Below are 21,583 nucleotides of genomic sequence, written 5' to 3'. Positions count from 1 at the left end.
AACGCGCCGCGCGGAGCAAAGCTTACTTCGCCGCCGCCTCGAACCGGATCGGCTCCTCGAACCGAAGCGTGATCACCGGCAGCAGCGAATCGGGCGCGACCTCGGGGAGCATCACCGACATCACTCCGTTGGCGACCGCTACCGGCAAGGGAATGTCCTTCGCGCCGAGAAGGAGCGCCTTCTCCGGACGGCTCTGCAACCCCGGCAACGCCAGCGGCCCCGGCTTCCAGTCGAGCACGAAGAGGTGCAGCTGCCGCTCGCCGGCGGTGGTCGAGAGAAATCCCTTCGGGTCGGCGAAGCGTGACGCCGTGGTGCCGTAGATCGCCTTGCCGTGGACTCGCATCCAGGCGCCGATCGCCTCCATCCGGGTGACGGCCTCCGGTGGAAAACGGCCATCACCCATCGGGCCAACATTCAGCAGCAGATTGCCGCCCTTCGACGCGGTCTCCACCAGGATCTCGACGAGCTTGCGCGGCGTCTTCCAGTTCTGGTCGCTCGCCTTGTAGCCCCAGTTGTCGTTCATCGTGATGCACGATTCCCAGTCTTCGCCAGGGATGCCGGTCGCCGGAATCTTTTGCTCCGGGGTGCCGAAGTCGCCGAGTTCACTCCCCTTCGGCGCGCCGCTGCCGTCAATCCGGTTGTTGATCAGGAGCTTCGGCGCCTTCTCGCGGATCTGCGCCTCGAGCGCGAGGGCGAGCTTGTGAGTCCAGGTCGCTTCCCACTGGCCATCGAACCAGAGGATGTCGATCGGGCCATAGTTGCTGAGCAGTTCGTCGACCTGGGTGTGCAGGTAGGTCACGTAGCGGTCAAAACGCGCATCACCCACCGGCCGCGTGGCGAGTTCCCAGTCGCGGCGCGGCAGGTAATCGTGGTGATGCCAGTCCATGATCGAGTGATACCATCCCACCCGGATGTCTCGCTTGCGGAGCGCCTTCGCCAGATCGCGACAGATATCCCGCTGGCTCGGCGTCGCCATCACATCGAAATCGCCGAGCGGGGAGTCCCAGAGGCAGAAGCCGTCGTGATGCTTGGTGGTGAGCACGGCGTATTTCATTCCCGCGCGCTTGGCGAGCGAGGCCCATTCGTCGGGATCGAACGCGGTGGGGTTCCACTGCTTCAGGAGTTCGTCGTATTCCTTGACCGGAATCTGGGCATTGTTGCGGATCCATTCGGCCCACCGCCCGTCGTCCTTCCACTTTCCGGCGAGAATCGAATAGAGGCCCCAGTGCAGAAAGAGCCCGAAGCGTGCCTCGCGCCACCAGGCCATCCGGTCGTCGCTACCGGCAACCGCGATCGCGGGGCGAATGCGCTGCAGCGCCGGCACGGCGAGGCCGGCCGTGGCGACGAAGGTGCGGCGGGAGAGTGGTGTCATTTCACGACCTCGATGCGAAAGCGCATGACCAATGGCACATCATCGGCATCCTGGGCGAGCGCATAGAGCTTGTCGCCACGGAACACAAAGGAGAGATACCCCTTGAGCCTCGAGGGAATCGAAGCCTTCGCCACCAGCTTTCCATCGGCGCTGTAGACATCGTATCGCGCTTCCGGTGTGCCAACGGGAGTGAGGCCAACCCAGATCCTGTCGCGATCGTCGATCTGCAGTTCGTGGAGGCGCGGATAGCTGGTGGGTATCCCGGCCGGCGAGTAATTCGGCTCGCCGTACTTCGAGGCGATCTCCTTGATGTTGGCGATGGCCGCATCGCGTACACTGGCTGGGATCGGAAGCGCCGGCGCCTCTCCGCGAATGACTCCAAGGGTATCGCCCTTCTCCAGTCCAATCCGGTATACCGTGTAGGTCGATCCGTAGGCGCACCAGATGTATCCTGCCGGATGGACCACCTTCATCATGTCCGGCGTGAACGGGATCCCCATGGTGGTCCCTCCGCCAGTTTTGCTGCGGAAGCTGTACGAGGAAGGCCTCGTGTCTGCGACCACCTCGGGCGGCACACATCCGCGAGGGACCAGGCTGTCGGCCTGCCCCGTCAGGTAGTTCGTTCGCTGAAGGCGATAACCTCGCGGCGGGGGGGCGGAGACGCCCTGCATCAGCCGACCCTGACGATCGAACTTGCCATCCCAGATGAAACCGTAGGTATGGACGTCGCGCGGCATTGTCTTGACCAGCGTGCCATCTTCGCGAAGAATAGTCACGCGGTTGTTTCCCGGGTCGTTGATCCAGATGGTACCGTCGGGGGCGCGCGTAAAACCATTAGGGGTCTCGTACTCCGCTGGTCCGCCGCCGCCCCGGCCAATGTTCCTGATGAACTTGCCATCGGGTGCAAACAGCTTCACCGCCTGCGCCTTGTAGTCGAGCACCAGCACATTGCCGTTCTTGGCGACCTCGATCCCCCGCACATCCGAGAGCTCCCCAGCCGACTCATCGGCAGCACCGTACGTCACTTCCGGCACCAGCCGCCATTTCGCCGGGGTTTGCGCTGCAACCGGAACCGCGATGACTACCAGTGGGAGCCACAGATGACGCATGTGCTGCCTCGGGGGAGAGGAGAGCTACAGAGTACCGCGGAGGCGCTTCAGGGCACGCTGATAGTTGGCGGTGGCGGGGCGTGATGTCCAGCTGGGCCAGGCGCTGTCATTGGCGAGCCGACGCACCACGTCGGAGAGCATCGCGGCATCTTCCACCGCGCCACTGAGGTCCCAGTCGGCGCGCACATCATCGTTCACGCGGTGATACTCGCGCGCGAGGTAGGCGTCGCTGCGCTGCTTTCCCCACCCTGCGGGCCTGCCGACATAGTCCATCCCCGAACCCACGAAGAGCCCGGGGATGCCGGCCTTCGCGAAGGCATAATGATCGGAGCGCACATAGAAATTCTGTTCCGGATACGGGTCGCGCGTCATCACCCGCCCCTGCGCCGCCGCCGCGTTGCGGACCAGGGTATCGAGCGTACTCATCCCGTCGCCGATCGAGATCACATCGCGAGTCCGTCCCCAGGGCGTCATGAAATCGAGGTTAATGACGCCGGCCGTCTTCGCCAGCGGCACCGCCGGATGGCGCACATACCATTCGGCACCGAGGAGCCCGAGTTCTTCGACGGCCGTTGCCACGAAGAGCACCGAGCGCCGAGCCGGGCTGGCGGCCGCCGCACGCGCCATCTCGAGCAACTGCGCAATGCCGCCGGCATTGTCGAGCGCACCGTTGAAGATCTGATCACCCTTGAGCGTGGTGTCACGGCCGAGATGATCGTGATGCGCCGAGACGATGACGTACTCGTCTCGGGCGGCCGGGTCGGTGCCCGCCACCAGCGCCACAACGTTGTGCGTGGTGAAGCGCATTACAGTTGGCGCGTAGTGAATCGAGAGACGACCCGGAACGGCGACCGGAGAGAACGACTTGCTTCGAGCCGTCGCACGGAGCGCCTCAAGGGCGCCAGCCGGCGAGAGCAGGCGTGCTCCCGCTTCGGGGCCCACCAGCAGGGTTGTCGCCACCGGCGGCGCAGCTGCATCACGCGCGAGTCCGGTAACCGGGCGGGCCGACTGATTGGCGCGTACCGCGAGGTCCGAAGTCACCACGACGATTCCTGCCGCGCCGCGATCCATCGCCGCTTCCGCCTTCAGGCTCGTCGGGATGTTGACCGACAACGCATCCCACTCCGGACCACTCGGCAGGCCTGCGAGCTGGACGACGATCTTGCCGCGCACGTCAACATTCTTGTAATCGTCCCAGCGATGATCCAGCGTCGCGATGCCGTAACCGACGAAAACCATCTCCCCGCTGACACTGCGAGCGCTGTCAACGCCTGGAGCCAGCACCACCTGGTTTCCCGAGTCCAGCATCACCCCGTCACGTTGCAGCGCGAAGGTGCCGCCCCCCTTGATCCGCACCATCTCTACCGGCTGCAGAAACGAGCCGTTCGCCCCCATCGGCCGGAGGCCGAGTTTGCGAAACTCCTCACTGATGTGGCGCACGGTGAGCGTGTCGCCGCGAGTGCCGGGGCCGCGACCCTCGAACGAATCCGAGGCGAGGATCTCGATCTGATGCATCATCCGCGCGGCGCTCGCCTCGGCCGCGTCGCCCGTCTCCGAGCGCAACATCGCGCGGGTCGAGTCGAGCGAGCCGTCGTTTGCGGCTGGCTTCAGGCCGAGGATGGCGCACATCAGGGCGTAGACGTGGATGTTCTGGAAGGAGTGGGCCACATAGCCGCGCCGGAAGGCCGGCCCGGCTGCCACGAAGAGGGCTCGCATTGACGGGAGGGTGTTGTCCCAGCCGTGCGACGCACTCGCGGCCGACCAGGCGTCGACCTTTCCGCGACGCGTGATACTCCACCCCTCATCGGCAATCAGCACCAGCGGCGTGATTCGCGGGTTGTCATTGAAGTGGAATCGTGCCGGGACTTCTCCCTTGCGGTAGACCTGCAGGTGCGGGTTCGCTCCCTTCAGCTTCGCGTACACTGCTTCAAGCTTGCCGGGCTTCGGCGCAATCGCGCCCACCGGAGTCCAGTCGATCACGTCGACGTCATCGAGCGAGATGTAGTCGTCGAGCGCGATGAGCTGGTTCTTCGGCGTCGACTGCATGCCGTGGTCCGCCACCACGATCACGTTGACGCGGTCGAGCTGGCCACGCGCCGCGAGACCGGTCATCAGGCGGCCGATCATCGAGTCCACCCGGGCGATCGCGGCGTCAGTCTCCGGTGCGCCGGGGCCGAAGGTGTGCCCGGCGTGGTCGACATCACTGAAGTAGAGCGTCACCAGCGATGGCGCCTGCCCCTTGGGCCGCGACAGCCAGGTCAGCACCGAATCGACACGGGCCGCATTCGGAAAGGTGTCCTCGAAGCGCTTGTAGATCGTCGCGCGAACGCCACCAATCTCGGCTTCGGAACCGGGCCAGAAGAAATTGGCCGCACGCTTCCCCTGCTTCTCGGCCGTGACCCAGATCGGCTCGCCACCCCACCAGCGACCGTCGCGCACGGCCATCGAATCGGCCATGGTGAATGAGCCAAGCAACGGATCGCGGATGTTGTTCGCAACGATGCCGTGGTGCTCCGGATAGAGGCCGGTGACGATGGAGTAGTGATTCGGGAAGGTCTTGCTCGGGAACGACGGCGTCATCCACTCCGCGCGCACGCCTCCGCGCGCCAGTGCCTGGAGATTCCTCGCGACCGGTCGGTCGAGGTAATCCGCGCGAAAGCCGTCGAGCGAGATCAGCACCAGGGCTTGATCTCGCGCGACGGGAACAGGGTGGTTCGCGGGAGCGGACGAAGGCGAACAGCTGGTGAGCAGGAGTAGTGCGGCAACAAGGGCGGCGGGGGTCTTGGGCATCCGTGAGGATGCTACCGGACGAGGCGGAACGCCAGCCCCTGAGAGGAGACTAGAGACTAGAGACTAGAGACTAGAGACTAGAGGGGGTCATCCGGAAGCTCTATTGCGGACCGACTGCCCGGACTGCCGTCTCTAGTCTCTAGCCTCTAGTCTCTAGTCTCCAGTACTTGGTCGCTACGCGACGGTAACAGGCACTTCCCGCGACATCGCCTCAGTGGCAACCGGGAGCGTCAGCGTGAGCACGCCCAGCTCGAGCTTCGCATTCAGGCCGGCAAGATCGTACTTGCTGCCGATGGTGTACTGGCGAGTGAAGTTGCCGCGCCCTTCGCGCTCGACGTTCACGGTGATCGTCCGATTCTCGGCCGAGACCTTGAGCTGCTCCGGCTTCACACCAGGCACATCGAGAGTGATCACTGCCTGATCGGCGAGTTCCTGCACGTCGGCACCGCCACTCCACACCGGCACATCGAAGGCGCGGGCGATGAAACGATCAATCGACGGCTCAAGGGCGAAGCCGTTACGGCCGGCAAAACGGGGCATCTGATGGCGGGACATCATGGCTGCAAGCTCCTCCCCTTGCGGGGCGCTGGTTGGGACAGTGCGGCGGAAGCTGTTCCCCGCCGACGACCAGGAGAGGGGCATCGGGCGTGCCAGCCTGGGCCTGCCAACGTCGGCAGATTGCATCGACGCCGGCCAGTCATTGCGACAGAGGCGGTGTCAGATCGACAGAGCAGAGACTAGAGACTAGAGACTAGAGACTGGAGAAGGGGATTCGCAGGCGTTGAGTCGTGGGTGCCTCGTAGCAGACTCGGAGGCGCCGCGCACCAGCTCTAATGTCGCCAGCTCGAACCGCCGTCGGGACTCCGTTGGGCTGCGGAGAGGCAGCCCACGAGCAACGCCGGCGAATCCGGACGGAGTCAGCGGTGTTGCTCGGGGCGTCCGGCGTCTCGAGGATCGGTGCCGCGCGAGCGCGGCATCACCACTCGCCGGGGAGATCGCGCTAGTCCGAAAAGCGCCAGTTCGCCACGTAGTCGCGCTTGAGCGGGACCTCGGGCTTCAGCAGTGCGCGCACCATCTCGATCGGCATCGGTCCGGTCGCGAGAACCGCGTCGTGGAACTGCCGTTCGGTCATCTTCTTCCCCTTCACCACATCGCCATAGAGCGACCGCAGCTGCATCCCGCCAAGCAGGTAGCCCGCCTGGTAAAGCGGCGAATAGTTGCCGTTGAAGGAGCGTCGCACCTCGCCAGTGGCTGAGGCGCGCTCGTGGCCCACCTTGTCGACGAGGAAGTCGATGCACTGCTGCGGCGTCCACTCGCCGAGGTGGAACTTGAGGGAAAAGATGATCCGCGCCGCGCGATGCATCCGCCAGAAGAGTGCCCCCATGCGCTGGTCGGGGGTGGAGTGGAAGCCGAGGTCCCAGAGATGGAGTTCCCACCAGAGCGACCACCCTTCCACATAGAATGGAGTGTCGAAGATGCCGCGCTGGGTGTTGTTGCGATCGGCCATGAACCCTTGCAGGTGATGTCCGGGGATCAGCTCGTGCTGCACGGTGGCGCGGGACATCGGCGCATTGTTCGCGCGCAGCGCCTGCACCTTCTCCTCTTCACTCATCGCATCAGTCGGTGATGAGACCTGGATCACTTCGCCGCCGAGGAAGAACGGATTGGTTTTCTGCGCCTCCGGCGTCATCATCTCCATCCGCCAGACTTCCTTGGCGAGCGCCGGTACGGTGACGAGGTTGTGCTCTTCGACGTATCGGGTGGCCTCCCAGGCCATGTCACGCACGGCAGTGACCTGCTCGCCGACGGGTGGATACTCGGTCTTCACCTTCTCGAGTGCGGCCTTCCAGTCATCACCAAAACCCATCTCTCGCGCGGCGCGCTTCGCCTCGGTTTCGAGAAAGGCATACTCCTTTTCGGCGATGGCGATCAGTTCGGCCGGAGTGTAGGGAATCATCTCGCCCGCGAGGTCCACCGCGAGTCCGTCGGCGCCGATCGGGTCGCCGACGATCGGTTCATCCTGTCCTTCCCTGGCGCCCACAACCTTCTCACGCAGTGCCTTGCGATAGCTGTCGAGCGCCGCGTCGAACTTCTTCGCGGGATCGGCGATCCACCAGGTGATCTGCGCGTCATAGCCCTGATAGAAGCGGAGCCAGGCCGCGAACTGCCGCTTGTATCCGGCGATCGCATCGGCGGCGCGGTAGGCCACGATCTTCGTCGCCTTGACGCCGGTCGGCACGCCATCGGTGTTGCCGAGGCCCTTGCTCGTCTTGTCGATCTGGCTCGTCATCCATGCGATGGTTCGCGCCGTAGTGGCCGGATCGGGGCGCTGCAGGGTCCGGCGTGCCTCGAGCAGTGCCGCGAGGGTGTCCGCGAAGGGCAACAGTGCCGTCATCTCACCGGCCAGCTTTGCCTCGCGGTCGAGGAGGCCGAGTTCGTAACGGAGCTTGTTGTCGAGCAGCAGGTAGTCCACCTGCGCGGGTCGCGACAGCTTCTCGAAGGGCAGCGCCTTGAGTTGGGCGCGCCAGGTGGTGTTGAAGCTCCGGAACCGCTCACGCCTCACCGTGGAATATTCGGTCGTGTAGCGCCGGCTCAGCGCGCCGCGGTCACTCTGCCAGCGGTCGAGCACCTGGGCGATCTCGCTCTTGGGCTGTGCCATCAGTGCAACCAGGTCGGGAACGCTGGCATCGCGCGACTGGGCGGCGAGCGGCATCGCGAGGAGGCAGAGGCAGGCGAATGGCGCGAGGCGACGAACCACGGGCGGGCTCCCGAAAAAGAGTGCAGCAAAGGTAGCGCGGGTCTCGCTGCGCAGGGCGTTACGCCGTCGGCTCCCTCTCCGCGCGCGCCTCACGAGCCACGGATTCGCTAGCGTTGCTCGTGGGCTGCCTCTCCGCGTCTGTTACAGCCGCCCGCGATCGCGCTAGCGATACCAGCCATCGTGAGCGACGGCTGTAAAGGCCGCTCCGAGGCACCCACGACTCAACGCCCGCGAATCCTTTCGAGGAAGTGCTAGACGGCATTGAGTCGGTGGGCGTTCGGCGCGGGGGGCCGCGGGAGGAGAATCAGTAGGGAGCGCGTCCTTGGCCGGCGCACCATGCGCCGGCGGGCGATTCGCAGGAGCGTCCGCCGAGCGGGCGGGAGCGCCCGCCGCCGGACGCGACCGAATCGCGGACGCGCGGATCCTGATCCGACGACCGCGGCCTCCCGTGCCGAGCCCGAGCAGCAAAATTCCGGCAGTTCCGTCGCTGGAAGGATCTGCGCCGCGCGAGGCGCGGCGCGAGCACCTACCGGCGGAGCACCCGCTCCATCGCGCGCGCAAGTTCCGCCACGGTGTACGGCTTCTCGACCACCTCGCAGCCACTCTCGGCGATGAACGCCGCCGTGGCTGGCTCGACCACGTCGCCCGTCACGAACATCAGGCGGCCCAGCAGCACCGGCCGCTCGGCGCGCAAGCGGGCGAAGAGTTCGCGTCCCCCGATGCCGGGCATCTTCAGGTCGCAGAGCACGAGGACAGGAAGTTCGGCATCGCTCGCGTGCAGCAATATCGCCAACCCCTCCTCGCCCGACACCGCTTCGCGCACCAGCCAGCCGCTCCGGTGCAACAGGCGGGAGAGCGTCGACCGAACCGAGCTCTCATCATCGATGATCAGCACCGTCGCGCCGCTCCCGTACGCCGCCGCCGGCCGTGGAATCGCCCGCAAAGTGGTCGCGGTCGACGGGGTCCAGGCGACCTCGTCAGCTGTCGCGATCGGCAGCGCGAGGACGAACCGGGCGCCCACCCCCGGCGCCGGACGATTCTCGAGCCGCAGCGTTCCGCCGTGCTGTTCGACAATGCCGAGCGACACCGAGAGCCCGAGCCCGGTCCCCTGCCCGACAGGCTTGGTCGTGAAGAACGGCTCGAAGATCCGGCCGACTTCCTCCGCCGGGACGCCCGGCCCGTTGTCCTCCACCGCGAGCATCACCATGTCGCCGACGTCCCAGCAGTGAAGCCGTACCAAGCCGCCATTGCCCGCGGCAGCGCAGGCGTTGTCGAGCAGGTTGACTACCACCTGCTCGATGGCGAGGCGATCGGCAAGAGCCCGCGGCATCGCCTCCGGCAAATCGAGCGTCACCGTCACGCCACTGGCCCGCTGCTCCGCCGCGTGCCCGGCCACGACCCGCTGTACCAGCACGGCCAGGTCGACCGGATCACGGCGCTTCTCGCGTTGACGGACAAACGCGAGCAGGTCCTTCACGATGTGACGGGCCCGGTGCGCCTGCTCGTAGATGAGTTGCAGCGATCCGCGCGTCTCGGCGTCGCGCGTCTCCTGCAGCAATTGCTCACTCTGCCCGAGCACCACGGCGAGCGGGTTGTTCAGCTCGTGCGCAACGCCCGACACCAGCCGTCCGATCGCCAGCATCTTCTCGGAATCCGCCACGCGACGCTCGAACTGCTCCCGCTCAGCCTCCGCGCTCCGCTGCTGCGTCAGGTCACGGAGAATCACCACGCTGCCGGTGCGTTCGGTGCTCCGCAGCACGCCGACGGAGAATTCCAGCGGAAACTCACTCCCGTCACTGCGAACACCGTCGCCGCGCAGTGTGAGCGGCCCCTCGAGCTGAACGCCGAGTCGCGCAGCAATCGACTGGGTGGTAACCTGCCCCGGGAGTGTCTCGCTGATCACGACGAATGATTCAAGCGAGCGGCCGAGCATTGCCGGCATCGTCGTACCGAACATCCGCTCGGTCGCGGAATTCCCGAGATCGACACGCCCTTCGGCGTCGAGTGTGATGATCGCTTCTTCGGCCGCCTCGATGATGCCGAGAAGTCGCGCTTCGGAGGTCGCGAGATCGTTGAGGCGCCCTTCACGTTCGGCGGCGAGATCGATGAACGAGGCCTGCACCACACAGGCGACGACGGCAGCACCAAGCAGCGTGGCAACGAGCGCATCACCATATCCCGACGCGCGGGCAATGGCATCGATCCAGGGGGCGCTCTCGCGGAGCACCGATCCGAAGAAGACCGCGAGGAAGTAGATCAGCCAGAGCGCGGCGTAGCAGGCCAGGGCCACCGCGAGGAAACTCGGTGCCCGGCGGTAGGGCGCGTGCACCCGGCGCAGGATCAGGACGGCACAGGCCAGGAAGAGCAGCGGCGTGACGATCACCTGTACCTGAATGATCCGTCCCTGTGGCAACAGCAGGCTCATCACGAGGCCGAGCACCGCGGCGGCGAAGGCCACCCGGCGCTCGGTGACGCGAGCGACGGGAATACCCGCCGCCTGGATCGCGCCCAGGGCAACCATCGCGAGGAAGACGAACTTCGCGGGGGCATAGAGGGATGCCGCGAACGCCGCGAGGATCGGCGGCACCGACCACCCCAGTCCGCTGGCGAGTGGGGCGACGAGGTAGCCGGTGAGGCCGATGAGCAGTGAGCCCCAAGCGATCGACCAGGTCGTCAGCAGTCGTTGCTGTGCGCCGAGCCGGGCGAGCTGACGGAAGAGACCCAGCAGGACGAGCGCGCTGGTCCACTGGACCAGCACGCCGACAATCTCGAGGGTGGTGAATTCTCCCACGCCGGCGCGTCAGCCGGGTGGGCGGGCGAAATCACTCGTCCGCGTCAGGTGATGCCCTGCCTGCGGCAGGGGGTCAGACGTAAATCGCCCCGCCGCCGGCCCGGAACTCTTCCGACTTCTGTGCCATTCCCGCTTCGGCCTCCATCTGCTTCGCCGAATCGCGGATGTCCTGCGAAATCCGCATCGAACAGAACTTCGGGCCGCACATCGAGCAGAAGTGGGCGATCTTCGCGCCTTCAGCCGGCAGCGTCTCGTCGTGGAAGGCGAGGGCCGTCACCGGATCGAGTGCAAGATTGAATTGATCGCGCCAGCGGAACTCGAAGCGCGCCTTGGACAGCGCGTTGTCACGCATCTGGGCGTGCGGATGTCCCTTGGCGAGGTCGGCCGCGTGCGCCGCAATCTTGTAAGTGATTACCCCGGTCTTGACGTCGTCGCGATTCGGGAGACCGAGGTGCTCCTTCGGCGTCACGTAGCAGAGCATCGCGGTGCCATACCAGCCGATCATCGCCGCACCGATGGCGCTGGTGATGTGATCATAGCCGGGCGCGACGTCGGTGGTGAGCGGCCCGAGGGTGTAGAACGGCGCCTCGCCGCACCACTCGAGCTGCTTCTCCATGTTCTCCTTGATCAGGTGCATCGGCACATGACCGGGGCCCTCGTTCATCACCTGCACATCGTATTCCCACGCGATCTTGGTCAGCTCGCCCTGCGTCTTGAGTTCGGCGAACTGCGCTTCATCGTTGGCGTCGGCGATCGAGCCGGGACGCAGGCCGTCGCCCAGCGAGAACGACACATCGTACGCCGCCATGATCTCGCAGATGTCACGGAAGCGGGTGTAGAGGAACGACTCCTTGTGATGCGCAAGACACCACTTCGCGATGATGCTGCCGCCGCGCGAGACGATGCCGGTCATCCGCTTCGCCGTCATCGGGATGTACGGCAGCAGCACGCCCGCGTGCACGGTGAAGTAGTCGACGCCCTGCTCCGCCTGCTCGATGAGCGTGTCGCGATAGACTTCCCAGGTGAGGTCCTCGGCGACACCGCCGACCTTCTCGAGTGCCTGATAGATCGGCACCGTGCCGATCGGCACCGGCGAGTTGCGCAGGATCCACTGCCGCGTCTGGTGGATGTCCTTGCCGGTGGAGAGATCCATCACCGTATCGGCGCCCCAGAGTGCCGACCAGCGCAACTTCTCGACCTCTTCCTCGATGCTCGACACCACCGCCGAATTGCCGATGTTGGCGTTGATCTTCACGTGGAAGCCGCGTCCGATGATCATCGGCTCGAGTTCCGGATGATTGATGTTGGCCGGGATGATCGCGCGACCACGCGCCACTTCACTCCGGACAAACTCCGCCGACATCCCTTCACGCAGCGCGATGTACTCCATCTCGGGAGTGATCTCGCCCTTCCGGGCGTAGTGCAGCTGCGTCACCGGTCCAGTGCCGCGGAGCACCGTGCGTCGCAGTGCCGAAGGCATTTCCAGGCCGAGGGTCTGATCGGCGTCCGGAATCTCGATCACGTTGCGCGCGCGAATCCAGGGGAGGCGCACGGCCGGAATCCCCTCGAGCACATCACAGTCCTGGGGGCCGGAGGTGTCGTAGACCCGGAGCGGTGCGTTCGGAGTGCCGTCGGGGGAGTCGGCGAGCCGGATCTCCCGCATCGGGACGGCGATATCGCCCGGGCCCGGGAAATAGACCTTCTGGCTATTCGGAAAGGCCTCGGCGAACGAGGAGGCCTCGAGTGGGACGGAGGTGGCCATCGGTGCTCCTGAAGCTGGTCCGCCTCCCTACGCCCGTCTGAACGGGATCAGGTTCCAAGCGTGCCTCTCAACCCCGACCCGGAGGTGGGTGGGGTGCCGCTGGCGGAAACGAAAAGATACGGGGTAGCCTCGCCGCCTGCCCCCTGCCCCCTTCCCCTCCTCCCTTCCCCCCTTCCCCCTTCCCCCTTCTCGCTTTTCGGCTTTGTCGCACTTTGCAACCTCTGGAACATTCCCCTCGTACGGAGCCCCATTCCAACAGAGACCACCCACCCACCGGCCCGCCCGGACGGGGGAAGAGAGATGCTCAGGGCCCTGCGACTCGCGATTCTCCTTCTGCCGCTCCTCGGATGCGGCGGGGCGGATGGTCGTGCGATGGACCTCTCCGACCCTGCCGTCCTGGCCTCGCACCAGAAAAAACAGCTCGAAGCCGCCAACAGCATCGTGAAGGCCTCCGACAGCATCTCCCGGGCAATGGTCCGCGACGAAGCCGCGATCCAGCTGGTCGACCGCTCGGGATCCGACCGCGGTGAGCAAGGCGACACGCCGGTGGACTCGCTCACCCGGTACCGCACCACAGTCGATTCGCTCCGCGCGCTCAATCGCGCTCGCCTGGTCACCATCACCCACCTGCGCCGGCAGCTCGACGCCCTCGGACCAGGCGTCAAGTTCGTCAACGATTCCCTGCGCGTGGCGCGCCAGCACATCAGTTCACTCGAGTCGCTGCTGGTGCTGCGTGAACAGCGGATCGTCCAGCTCGAAGCGCAGGTCGATTCGCTGATGCGTGCCAACGGGATTCTGGTCGAGTCCAATGCGGAACTGCGCGATACCATCGTGGTCCTCCGCGACACCATCTTCGGCCTGCGACGGCGCGTCGACAGCCTCAGTGCGCTCGGGCACGTGGCCGTGGAACCGGCCCGCGCGGCCGCACGCACCGCTGCCTACGTGGTGCTCACGCGTGACGAGGTGAAGCGGATGAACCTGCTCGACGATGACGAAGATCTCGTCTGCGAGCGAATGCCAGCAGGGTCAATCGCCATCGACCGCGAACACCCGGTGCAGATCCGGCTGCCGCGCGCCCGCAAGGGATTCAACCTGATCGGTCGCGCCGACCTGCAGGAGATGCAGCAGCAGGGCGAACGCGTCTGGTCGTTCGACGATCAGTCGATGCTCTTCTCGATCGACGATCCGGAACGCTTCTGGCAGGCCTCGACCTGCCTCGTCTTCGTGATCCAGTGAGCCGGCTCCTGCAGGCGCTGCGTCAGACGCTTCTGTCGCTCCCCGGTCTCGCGATCCTGTCTGGCGTCATCATCCTGGTCGTAGCGCGGACCGCTCCGCCGCGCGTGCTCTCCGCCGCCCTGCTGCTCGAACTCTGCTGGATTGTCGGCGCAGCGTGGCGCGTGCTGCGCCGCGAACATCTTCCGACCGGCGTGATTCCCGCCTTCCTCTGCGTCGTCCTGATCGGTGTCATCGCGTCGTATTTCGCGCTGATGAATCAGGCCAGCCAGACTCGCCTCGAGCTGCGCGGCGTCGCCTTTCCCACGCGCCAGGGACACTTCAGCGTGGGCACGGTGCCCGGTGTTTCCGCACGGCTCGCCACACCAGGCGATTCAGTCCCTGGCTGGCAGCTCTTTCTTACCCGCGGCGACAGCGGCGCCTTCCGCCTCGATTCGCTCGATGGCGTCGACGCGATCGCAACCCGACCCGAACGTGGCGGGGGGCCGTTGCGCGGAGCCGCGCTCGCCATCGGCGGCAGCGCAATCACCCTCACCGATCGCGGCTCCAACACCACCACGGCATCGATGGCGCTCCGGCGCGACGCGGCCGGCAACCTCGTCCTCGTGGCCACTCCCGACACCGCGTTCCTCTCGCCTGGTGGCCGGGACGATGCCGATCCGGTGCTGGACCACCGGCGCGAGCGCGACCTGCACGCCGGCATCACGCTCGACCGGTTGCTCTGGTCGCGCCCGCCGCCGCGCTGGGCCGCCTCATTCTCGGCCTCGCTTCCCGATGCCGGCTATCTCGATCGCGCGCTCCGCTTCAGCCACCTGCGCGCGCAGCGCGACCTGGTCATCACGCCATCTGCGCTTGGCGCGGCCATCACCGGCACCACCACCTCGGCACAGGTTGCTCCAGGCGACACGGTCGAAGTGATGAGCAGCGGCAGGCGCTGGGAGTTCGCCCTCGAATCGCGCGGCGTGCAGGACGAAGACACTCAGCTCGCCGTCGTGCGCTTCGTCCGGAATCCGCGTCCGCTGCTCTCGGCGCTCCCGCCGCGCTCGGTCTGCGTATCCAATGGCGTCACCGATGGCGAATGCGGCATCGTCTCGAGCCACCTGATTCCGGGTACCTCGCCGCTGCTCTATTTCGCCGGACTCGGTCTCGACACCTCCCGATATTTCGCGGTGGGCCGAGCGGTCGAGAGCAAGGACGGGGTCGAGTTCGTGACCCACGTCGCACTGCGTGACTCGATGTCGTTCGGCGAAGAAGCGCTGGTCACCGCCTTTCCGACCCGCGCCGCTGCAGGCTACCTGCTGCGCTTCACCCACCTTACTGCCTCCGATGGTGCGCGCATCATCGTGGCGTGCATCGGCCTCCTGTTGATGGTGTTCGGCACGATCGGGATCGCGCGGCGCGGCAGTCGCAGTGATGCCGATGAAAGCATCCCGGTCATCCGTGGTGCCGACGCGATGGTGCTGGGCATGGTCGTGCTCGCGATTCTCGGGCTGCGCCTGATCCTCGGGCTGCGCATCGCCGAGGCCAATCCGTATGTCGAGAGCGGGCGCAACACCGCCTTCGCGATGTGGTGTGTCGTGATCGTCGGATTCGTGCTCGTCATCCGCGGCGAACAGCTCATCGCGTGGCTCGACCGCTTCGGTCGTCGCCACGCACTGATGATCGCCGTTGCCGTCGCGGTGGTGCTGGCCCCGCTCTACTGGTTCAACCCGACGCGTGCCCCGCTCCCGTCGGGACTTCTGGTCGTCAGTGCCGTGGCGCTCCTCGCTTTCCTCGCACGGGAAGGGACCAATCGCGACCAGCTCCGCGAGCGCCTGCCGATGCTCACCCTCATCGGTGGTACGGTCACGGTGCTCTTCGCCGGCATATCGGGCGAAGGGGCGCGGGTACCGATCGATGTGCTCGCCCGCGTGCTCGCCTACGCCACGATCGCCGCAGGAGCGTCGCTGGGCTGGAGCGTGGCGCTACGCGGTCTTGGTTCCTGGGCCGTGAAGTGGCAGCGCGCACTGATGATGTTCATCACGACAGCAACTTTCCTTGTCGTCGTGGTCTCGCCCGCCTCTCGCCTCGGCCGGATGGCGCTCTTTGCGAGCATCCTCGTCGCGCTCAATCTCTTCGCCCGCCGCGGTCGCGCCTTCGAATCGCTGGTCGACAACTTCCGGATTCCGGAGCGATCACGCTGGCTCTGGGCCGCGATGCCGGCGGTGCTCGTGGTGCTGATGGCGCGCGCCGATACCGGCCTCGCCCTCGTCGCGGGTATTCCGCTGACGCTCGCCTTCCTCCTCGCCATCCCGCCGGGAGCGTCGGCGTGGCGCAAGCGACTGCTCGTGACCTACGGCGTTGGAGGACTCGTCGCGCTGCTGCTCCTGTTGCCGGTCTTCTTCCCGCGCACCGAACGGCTCAAGGTGGCGATCCGCAACGGCAGTTCGGCCGTCGAACAGGACCAGGCCTTCCGCGGTCTCGGCGGTCCGCTCCGCTTCTGGCCGTCGTCGTCCCGCGCACTGGTCCGTGGCATTGCGGCACACGATCCCGACTACCTCGAGGCGATGCTCCTGACCGCGGGACCCTCGGCCGCGCGAGAGGAGATCATCCGCTCGGTGGAACAGGTGCAGGGTGGACTCGCATACGCGGTCGCAGGGTGGAGTGGTGAAGGCCTCGTCTCGCCCGCACCGCTCGGCCGTGGCGTGCCCACCGCGGTCGCATACGCCGAAAACACCTTTGACGTCTTCGTGCTGCAGGAGCACGGGCTGATCGGTGGACTCGCGGTGCTGCTGCTCTACGCGGCACTCCCCACGCTGATGCTCTTGCCGTTGCTCCGGCGCAGAGGGGTCGAGACGCACGACGCCGCCTTCCTCTTCGCCGCGGCGTTGCTCATCTCGATTCCGGCGTGGTACGTGGCGGGCGCCAACCTCGGTGTCTTCCCACTCACCGGCCAGAACATTCCCTTCCTCGGGCTCAACTCCTGGGTCGACGTGCTGCTCTATGGCGGGCTGGCGGCGCAGGGAGCCGCGTTCATCGGGCGAGGCGAAGTGATGGCCCTCGCGGCGCCGGGGAGCAGCGCATGAGTGAACCCCTGCAGCTCAAGCCCGGCTCGCGCTCCTTCGACATCCGCGCGGTGATCACGGCGATCATCGTGCTGAACCTCTGCGGCTTCCTCTACGTCGGCATCCGACTCTGGAGCACATCGCTCGGCGCCAAGCGACCGTTCGCGGTCGCGTATGCGACGCTCGAGAGCCGGATGGAGACAATTCTCGGCGCGAAGCGCGATCGCAATCCGCTGGCGCGTGGCGTCACAGTCGATCGCTTCGCGGTCTCGGGACCGACTGGCGCGCCACTCTGTGCCGACACGCTCCGCGTCGATCCGGCGGAGCGTGGCCGCTACCCGGCCTTGCGCGATGGCGGCTTCCTCGCCGATCAGGTGCAGGCGTACAACGGCATCCGTCGCAAGCAGGTGCGCCTCGCTCGCCTGGGGCAACTTGATCTCGAGGAAATCTGCGGCTCGCCGACACCGTCAATTCTGCTCGCCGGTGATGACGGCCCCGACACGCTGCGACTCTCCTCGCGGGTGGCGATCGAGAATCTCCGCGTACGGGCGCCGGTCGCGTCAACCACTTTCGGCGTGCTCGGTCGTGGTTCCATTGCGGGGAAGTACAGTCTCACGTCACGCAAGGCGATGGCACTCATTGGTGGTCGCGACTCGCTTCCGCCCACGGGCTGCCTGCTCCGCGCGATGCAACCGGCCGGGCTCACGGCGCTGCAGTGTCTCGAGCGTGGTGGCCCGGCGAAAGAGGTGAACATCACCGAAGGCGGGCGACTCGGCGCACTCTCCATCAAGGTGATTCCTGCGAAACTCAAGCTGCGCCTCGATGGCGTGCTGGTGCCGCCCGGCAAGGAGGTGGCGTTGCCGCGCGGTGCCCTGGTCGACCTGCGCCTCGGTGACAGTGCGCTCATCGAGCCGGCCGTGGTGTCGCGGACACCCGGCAAGCCGCTCGGTGGCGTGCGCTGGATCAACGGCCGCCTGCAGTGGGTTCCGATGCTCCCCGGATTGCCGATCTATCTGCACGATGCGCTGGGCGCGGGGGCACTACTCCCCGATTCGCTGGTCGCCAAATCAGGTGCAGACCGTTTCCTGCGGCTTACCATCGACCCCGAACTCACGACCGAGCTCAACGCCCGGCTCAATGCCTTCGTGGCCGGCAATGCGAAAGTGGTTCGCAGCGATCTGCGCTTCGCCTCGGTGCTGCTGCTCGACATCGCGACCGGTGAAGTTCGTGCAATAGGCGAAGTCGGCCGCGCGCGCGACGGCCTCAGTTGGCTCCGGCAGCCGGTGACCGTGGGCTCGGCGATCAAGCCGATCCTCGCGGCATCGATCCTGAGTCAGTGGCCGGAACTCGGTTCACTCGAGGTCTACCACGGCGGCGAGGATGTCGTGAATTCCCTCGGCACGGCGTCGTTCGGTGATGCCGCGTTCGAGGTGGGCCATGCCTGCCCGAAGCACACCTGGGTCGGCTTGCGGCTCTTCCTCACCTGCTCGAGCAACCTGTATGCGGCGTCGCTCACGGCGCTCGGGATGCGCAGCGCCGAGGAGCGCTCGCCGAGTGTAGCGCCGAGCGGGATGCAGACCGGCGCGATGCGCCAGGGGTCGAGTGGCAATCGGCTATTCGTGAGCTCGCTCCCTGCCGGCGGCATCTCCGAGCAGCTCTTCCACGCGAGTACCCTGCGCGCCGGACTCGATCGGACCTTCGATCTCACCGCCAGCGCGGAGCTCGCGCGCGCCCAGCGTGAGAGCCGGCCGTGGGATTCGGTCGCCGTCGGCTTTGTCTCGAACGGCGCCAATCCATCGCTGACGGCAGTGAACCCTGGGTCGGTGGCGGAAATTCTCCCATCGCGACTCGACCTGCTCCCGTGGGGTCAGCAGCGCGAGCCGGTGCGGGGACTCGCGACCTACGCCATCGGTGCCGGTGAGAATCGCATCTCGCTCTTTCGGCTCGGCGAGGCGTATCTGCGCATCATCACCGATCGGCAGGTGAGCATCTCGCTGGTGGCATCCCCGGTGGAGCGGTCGATCGAGCGGATGCCGGTGATGCGGTTCGCTCGTGAAGGATGGTACCCGGAGCTGATGGGTGGCCTCACCGATGTCTTCCAGGCGGGAGGGACCGGACGCGTGGTGGGTGACGCGGTCCGCCAGCGCTTCAACCACGAGGTCCGTCCACTCGGCAAGACCGGCACACTCGGTGATAGCGATGACCGGGTCTTTGCGAAGACGCTGGTGATGGGGCTGGTGCCCGCCAATGGCTTCCGCGGTGCCGCCGCGCGCTGCGGCGTGATGGCCGTGGTCTACTTCCGGTTTCGGAACTCCACCAATGATGCGGCGATGACCTTCACCGAAACCCAGTTGCTGCCGCTCATTCAGCGTCACCGCGGCGCCCTCATCGACTGCCCCGGGAAGCGTCAGTAGTCCTCCGGAAGCGGACCCCTTGCGGCCGGGGCTACCTTAGGAAATGCCTCTTTCACTCCGAGTCTTCAATCGGGCCGGCCAACTGGTCGGCCCGATCCCTGTCTCCTCCGTCGTCAAGACCGATGCCGAGTGGCGCGCCCAGCTTACCGAAGAGCAGTATCGCGTCGCCCGCTCACGCGGGACCGAGGCACCGTTCTGCGGTACCCTGCTCGACAACAAGAAGGAGGGAGTCTATACCTGCGTCTGTTGCCACCTCCCCCTCTTTGCGTCGAGTGACAAATTCGATTCCGGCACCGGCTGGCCGTCGTTCGTGCGGCCGATCGCGCGGGAAAACATCTTGACGATCATGGACGCGACACACGGGATGATCCGCACCGAGATCTGCTGCTCGCGATGCAAGGCGCATCTCGGACACGTTTTCGACGATGGCCCGGCGCCCACTCGCCAGCGGCACTGCCTCAATTCGGAATCGCTCGCGTTCACCGAAGCGAGCGACCTCGCGTCGCTGGCCGATCCGGCAGCGGAATGACAGTTCACGATTCCGGTCGTCGCACCGCCATTCGCCGCGCGGCGCCGCGGCCGGCAGTGACCAGGCCGACCCGCGGCAACGGCGAACTGATCTTGATTGTCGAGGATGAAGCGGGGCTGCGGCAGGTCACCGCGAAAACGCTCGAGTTCTTCGGCTACCGCGTCCTCACCGCCGAACACGGTGCCGAAGCGGTCGCACTCTATCGCGAGCACGGGAGCGACATCGCCCTCGTGTTGACCGACATGATGATGCCGGTGATGGATGGTGCGGCGACCGTGGCCGCCCTGCGCGTGATCAACCCCGACATCCTGGTCATCGCCGTGAGCGGACTCTCCGACGAGAGCACGGCCGAACTTGTCGCGTCGCTCGAGGTGGATGCCTTTCTGGCCAAGCCGTTCACCGTCGATGAGATGACCACACTGCTGGCGCGGACCCTGCGGGCCGAGCGCCCGGAGTCTTCACCGGAGTGAAACCCCGCGTCTCGCTGCTCCCCGGACTGCTCCTGGTGGCGGCCTGCGCCAGCGGGCGAAGGATTCCGGTTGGCAGTACCCCGGCGCCGGGCGTCGCGACCTCACTCACCGATGGGTTCCGCACGCTTGCCCCGTATCGAGTTACGGCAGTCGACAGCCGCCGCATCGGCCACGCGGCATACTGGCGTGCCGTAGCACCATCACTTGCATCGCCCGCGCTCTCGGTGACTCCGATCGGCACATCCATGCTCGGCCGCGAACTCCGCGCCGTGACCTTCGGCAAGGGGAGCACGCGCGTCCTGCTCTGGTCGCAGATGCACGGCGACGAGTCCACCGCGACGATGGCGCTTGCTGACATACTCGCGTGGCTCGCCGACCCTGCAGCTGATCCGCTGCGTGAACGGCTCAGCCGAGCCCTCACCATCACCATTGTCCCGATGCTCAACCCCGATGGCGCCGAGCGATTCCAGCGCGAGAATGCGGCGGGCATTGACGTCAACCGCGATGCGCGGCGGTTGTCGACGCCGGAAGCCCGCGCGCTCAAGGCGCTGCACGACTCGCTGAAGCCGGCGTTCGGCTTCAACCTGCACGATCAGGGCGCCCGCACGCGCGCTGGCACCACCGGGCCGCAAGCCGCGATCGCATTGCTCGCACCGGCGATCGACGCGACCGGCCGCTACGACGCGGTCCGCAGCACCGCGCGCCGGATCGCTGCGACGATCGCCCGCGCACTCGCCGATTCGATTCCGGGGCGAGTGGCGAAGTATGACGAGGGGTTCAACCCGCGGGCCTTCGGCGACCTGATGCAGACCTGGGGCACCAGCACGGTGCTGATCGAGAGTGGTGCGCTTCCCGGCGACCCCGACAAGCAGCGACTGCGTGGCATGAACGGCGCCGCGCTCCTCGTGGCACTCGACGCCATCGCAACCAGCCGCGGTGCGAGCGGCACATCACTCGCTTACGACGCTTTGCCACCCAATTCCGGTGGGGCAGTCGATCTGCTCATTCGCGGCGGGATGCTGGTGCTCCCGGGCCAGGCTCCGTTCCGCGCGGACCTTTCACTCACCTTCGACGATCTCCTGCTGCACACCAATCCGCGGCTACGCGAAGTGGGCGATCTCTCCGCGGTGATCGCCATCGACACCGTTGATGCCAGCGGGTTGTTCCTTCATCCCACCGGCGAGACGCTGCGCACCGGCCCCGACGGTGCCTGGCTGCCGCTCGGTGGCGTGTCGCGATTCGTCATCCGGCGCAGCAGCGATCCCGCAGCGGCGCCCGTGCGGACGGTGCCGTAGCCCGTAGGTCCCGCCG

The 21,583-nt window shown here is 66.4% G+C and carries 13 protein-coding genes and 1 riboswitch; of the genes, 6 read left to right on the top strand and 7 right to left on the bottom strand.

The genetic code is table 11. From position 1 onward, the window contains the following. Window positions 1–22: 22 nt before the first annotated feature. The 7 genes from V4558_07165 to thiC all read right to left on the bottom strand — a co-directional run bounded on the left by V4558_07165 (window position 23) and on the right by thiC (window position 12,582). Entirely contained in the window at window positions 23–1,372 is a 1,350-nt protein-coding gene (locus tag V4558_07165; GenBank protein ID MES2305269.1) for an alpha-L-fucosidase, read from the bottom strand. Then, window positions 1,369–2,481: a 6-bladed beta-propeller gene (locus tag V4558_07160; GenBank protein ID MES2305268.1), complete on the bottom strand. Its 1,113-nt coding sequence runs from the start codon at window positions 2,479–2,481 to the stop codon at window positions 1,369–1,371. The genes V4558_07165 and V4558_07160 overlap by 4 nt, the downstream gene beginning before the upstream one ends. 24 nt (window positions 2,482–2,505) lie before the next feature. Beyond that, window positions 2,506–5,271 carry an alkaline phosphatase family protein gene (locus V4558_07155; GenBank protein MES2305267.1) on the bottom strand — a complete coding sequence of 922 codons (2,766 nt, stop codon included), beginning with the start codon at window positions 5,269–5,271 and terminating at the stop codon, window positions 2,506–2,508. A 174-nt stretch (window positions 5,272–5,445) separates the two neighbouring features. Continuing rightward, window positions 5,446–5,829, bottom strand: a complete 384-nt coding sequence (locus V4558_07150) for an Hsp20/alpha crystallin family protein (protein MES2305266.1) — start codon at window positions 5,827–5,829, stop codon at window positions 5,446–5,448. A 442-nt stretch (window positions 5,830–6,271) separates the two neighbouring features. Then, on the bottom strand, window positions 6,272–8,029 hold the full coding sequence (locus V4558_07145; GenBank protein ID MES2305265.1) for a DUF885 family protein: 1,758 nt from the start codon (window positions 8,027–8,029) through the stop codon (window positions 6,272–6,274). Between the two features lie 526 nt (window positions 8,030–8,555). Continuing rightward, window positions 8,556–10,820 (bottom strand): ATP-binding protein, encoded by a 2,265-nt coding sequence (locus tag V4558_07140; protein ID MES2305264.1) that lies wholly within the window; start codon window positions 10,818–10,820, stop codon window positions 8,556–8,558. 73 nt (window positions 10,821–10,893) lie between these two features. Further along, complete coding sequence (thiC, locus tag V4558_07135; GenBank protein MES2305263.1) at window positions 10,894–12,582, bottom strand: phosphomethylpyrimidine synthase ThiC; 1,689 nt, start codon at window positions 12,580–12,582, stop codon at window positions 10,894–10,896. Window positions 12,583–12,589: 7 nt separating this feature from the next. Beyond that, window positions 12,590–12,693, bottom strand: a riboswitch (TPP riboswitch). A gap of 189 nt (window positions 12,694–12,882) precedes the next feature. Here thiC and V4558_07130 point away from each other — a divergent pair. Genes V4558_07130 through V4558_07105 form a run of 6 tightly spaced genes read left to right on the top strand, consistent with a single transcriptional unit; the run spans window position 12,883 to window position 21,567 of the window. Beyond that, complete coding sequence (locus tag V4558_07130) at window positions 12,883–13,818, top strand: hypothetical protein (protein ID MES2305262.1); 936 nt, start codon at window positions 12,883–12,885, stop codon at window positions 13,816–13,818. After that, window positions 13,815–16,880: a hypothetical protein gene (locus V4558_07125; GenBank protein ID MES2305261.1), complete on the top strand. Its 3,066-nt coding sequence runs from the start codon at window positions 13,815–13,817 to the stop codon at window positions 16,878–16,880. The genes V4558_07130 and V4558_07125 overlap by 4 nt, the downstream gene beginning before the upstream one ends. Next, complete coding sequence (locus tag V4558_07120) at window positions 16,877–19,273, top strand: hypothetical protein (GenBank protein ID MES2305260.1); 2,397 nt, start codon at window positions 16,877–16,879, stop codon at window positions 19,271–19,273. The genes V4558_07125 and V4558_07120 overlap by 4 nt, the downstream gene beginning before the upstream one ends. Before the next feature lie 43 nt (window positions 19,274–19,316). Next, on the top strand, window positions 19,317–19,802 hold the full coding sequence (gene msrB, locus V4558_07115) for a peptide-methionine (R)-S-oxide reductase MsrB (protein MES2305259.1): 486 nt from the start codon (window positions 19,317–19,319) through the stop codon (window positions 19,800–19,802). After that, on the top strand, window positions 19,799–20,272 hold the full coding sequence (locus V4558_07110; protein MES2305258.1) for a response regulator: 474 nt from the start codon (window positions 19,799–19,801) through the stop codon (window positions 20,270–20,272). The genes msrB and V4558_07110 overlap by 4 nt, the downstream gene beginning before the upstream one ends. Further along, window positions 20,269–21,567: a M14 family zinc carboxypeptidase gene (locus V4558_07105; GenBank protein MES2305257.1), complete on the top strand. Its 1,299-nt coding sequence runs from the start codon at window positions 20,269–20,271 to the stop codon at window positions 21,565–21,567. Before V4558_07110 ends, V4558_07105 begins: the two co-directional genes overlap by 4 nt. Window positions 21,568–21,583: the final 16 nt, after the last annotated feature.

It is taken from the genome of Gemmatimonadota bacterium, assembly GCA_040388535.1.
Taxonomy (GTDB): Bacteria; Gemmatimonadota; Gemmatimonadetes; order Gemmatimonadales; family GWC2-71-9; genus Palsa-1233.
This window is presented reverse-complemented; position numbering and strand designations above follow the sequence as displayed.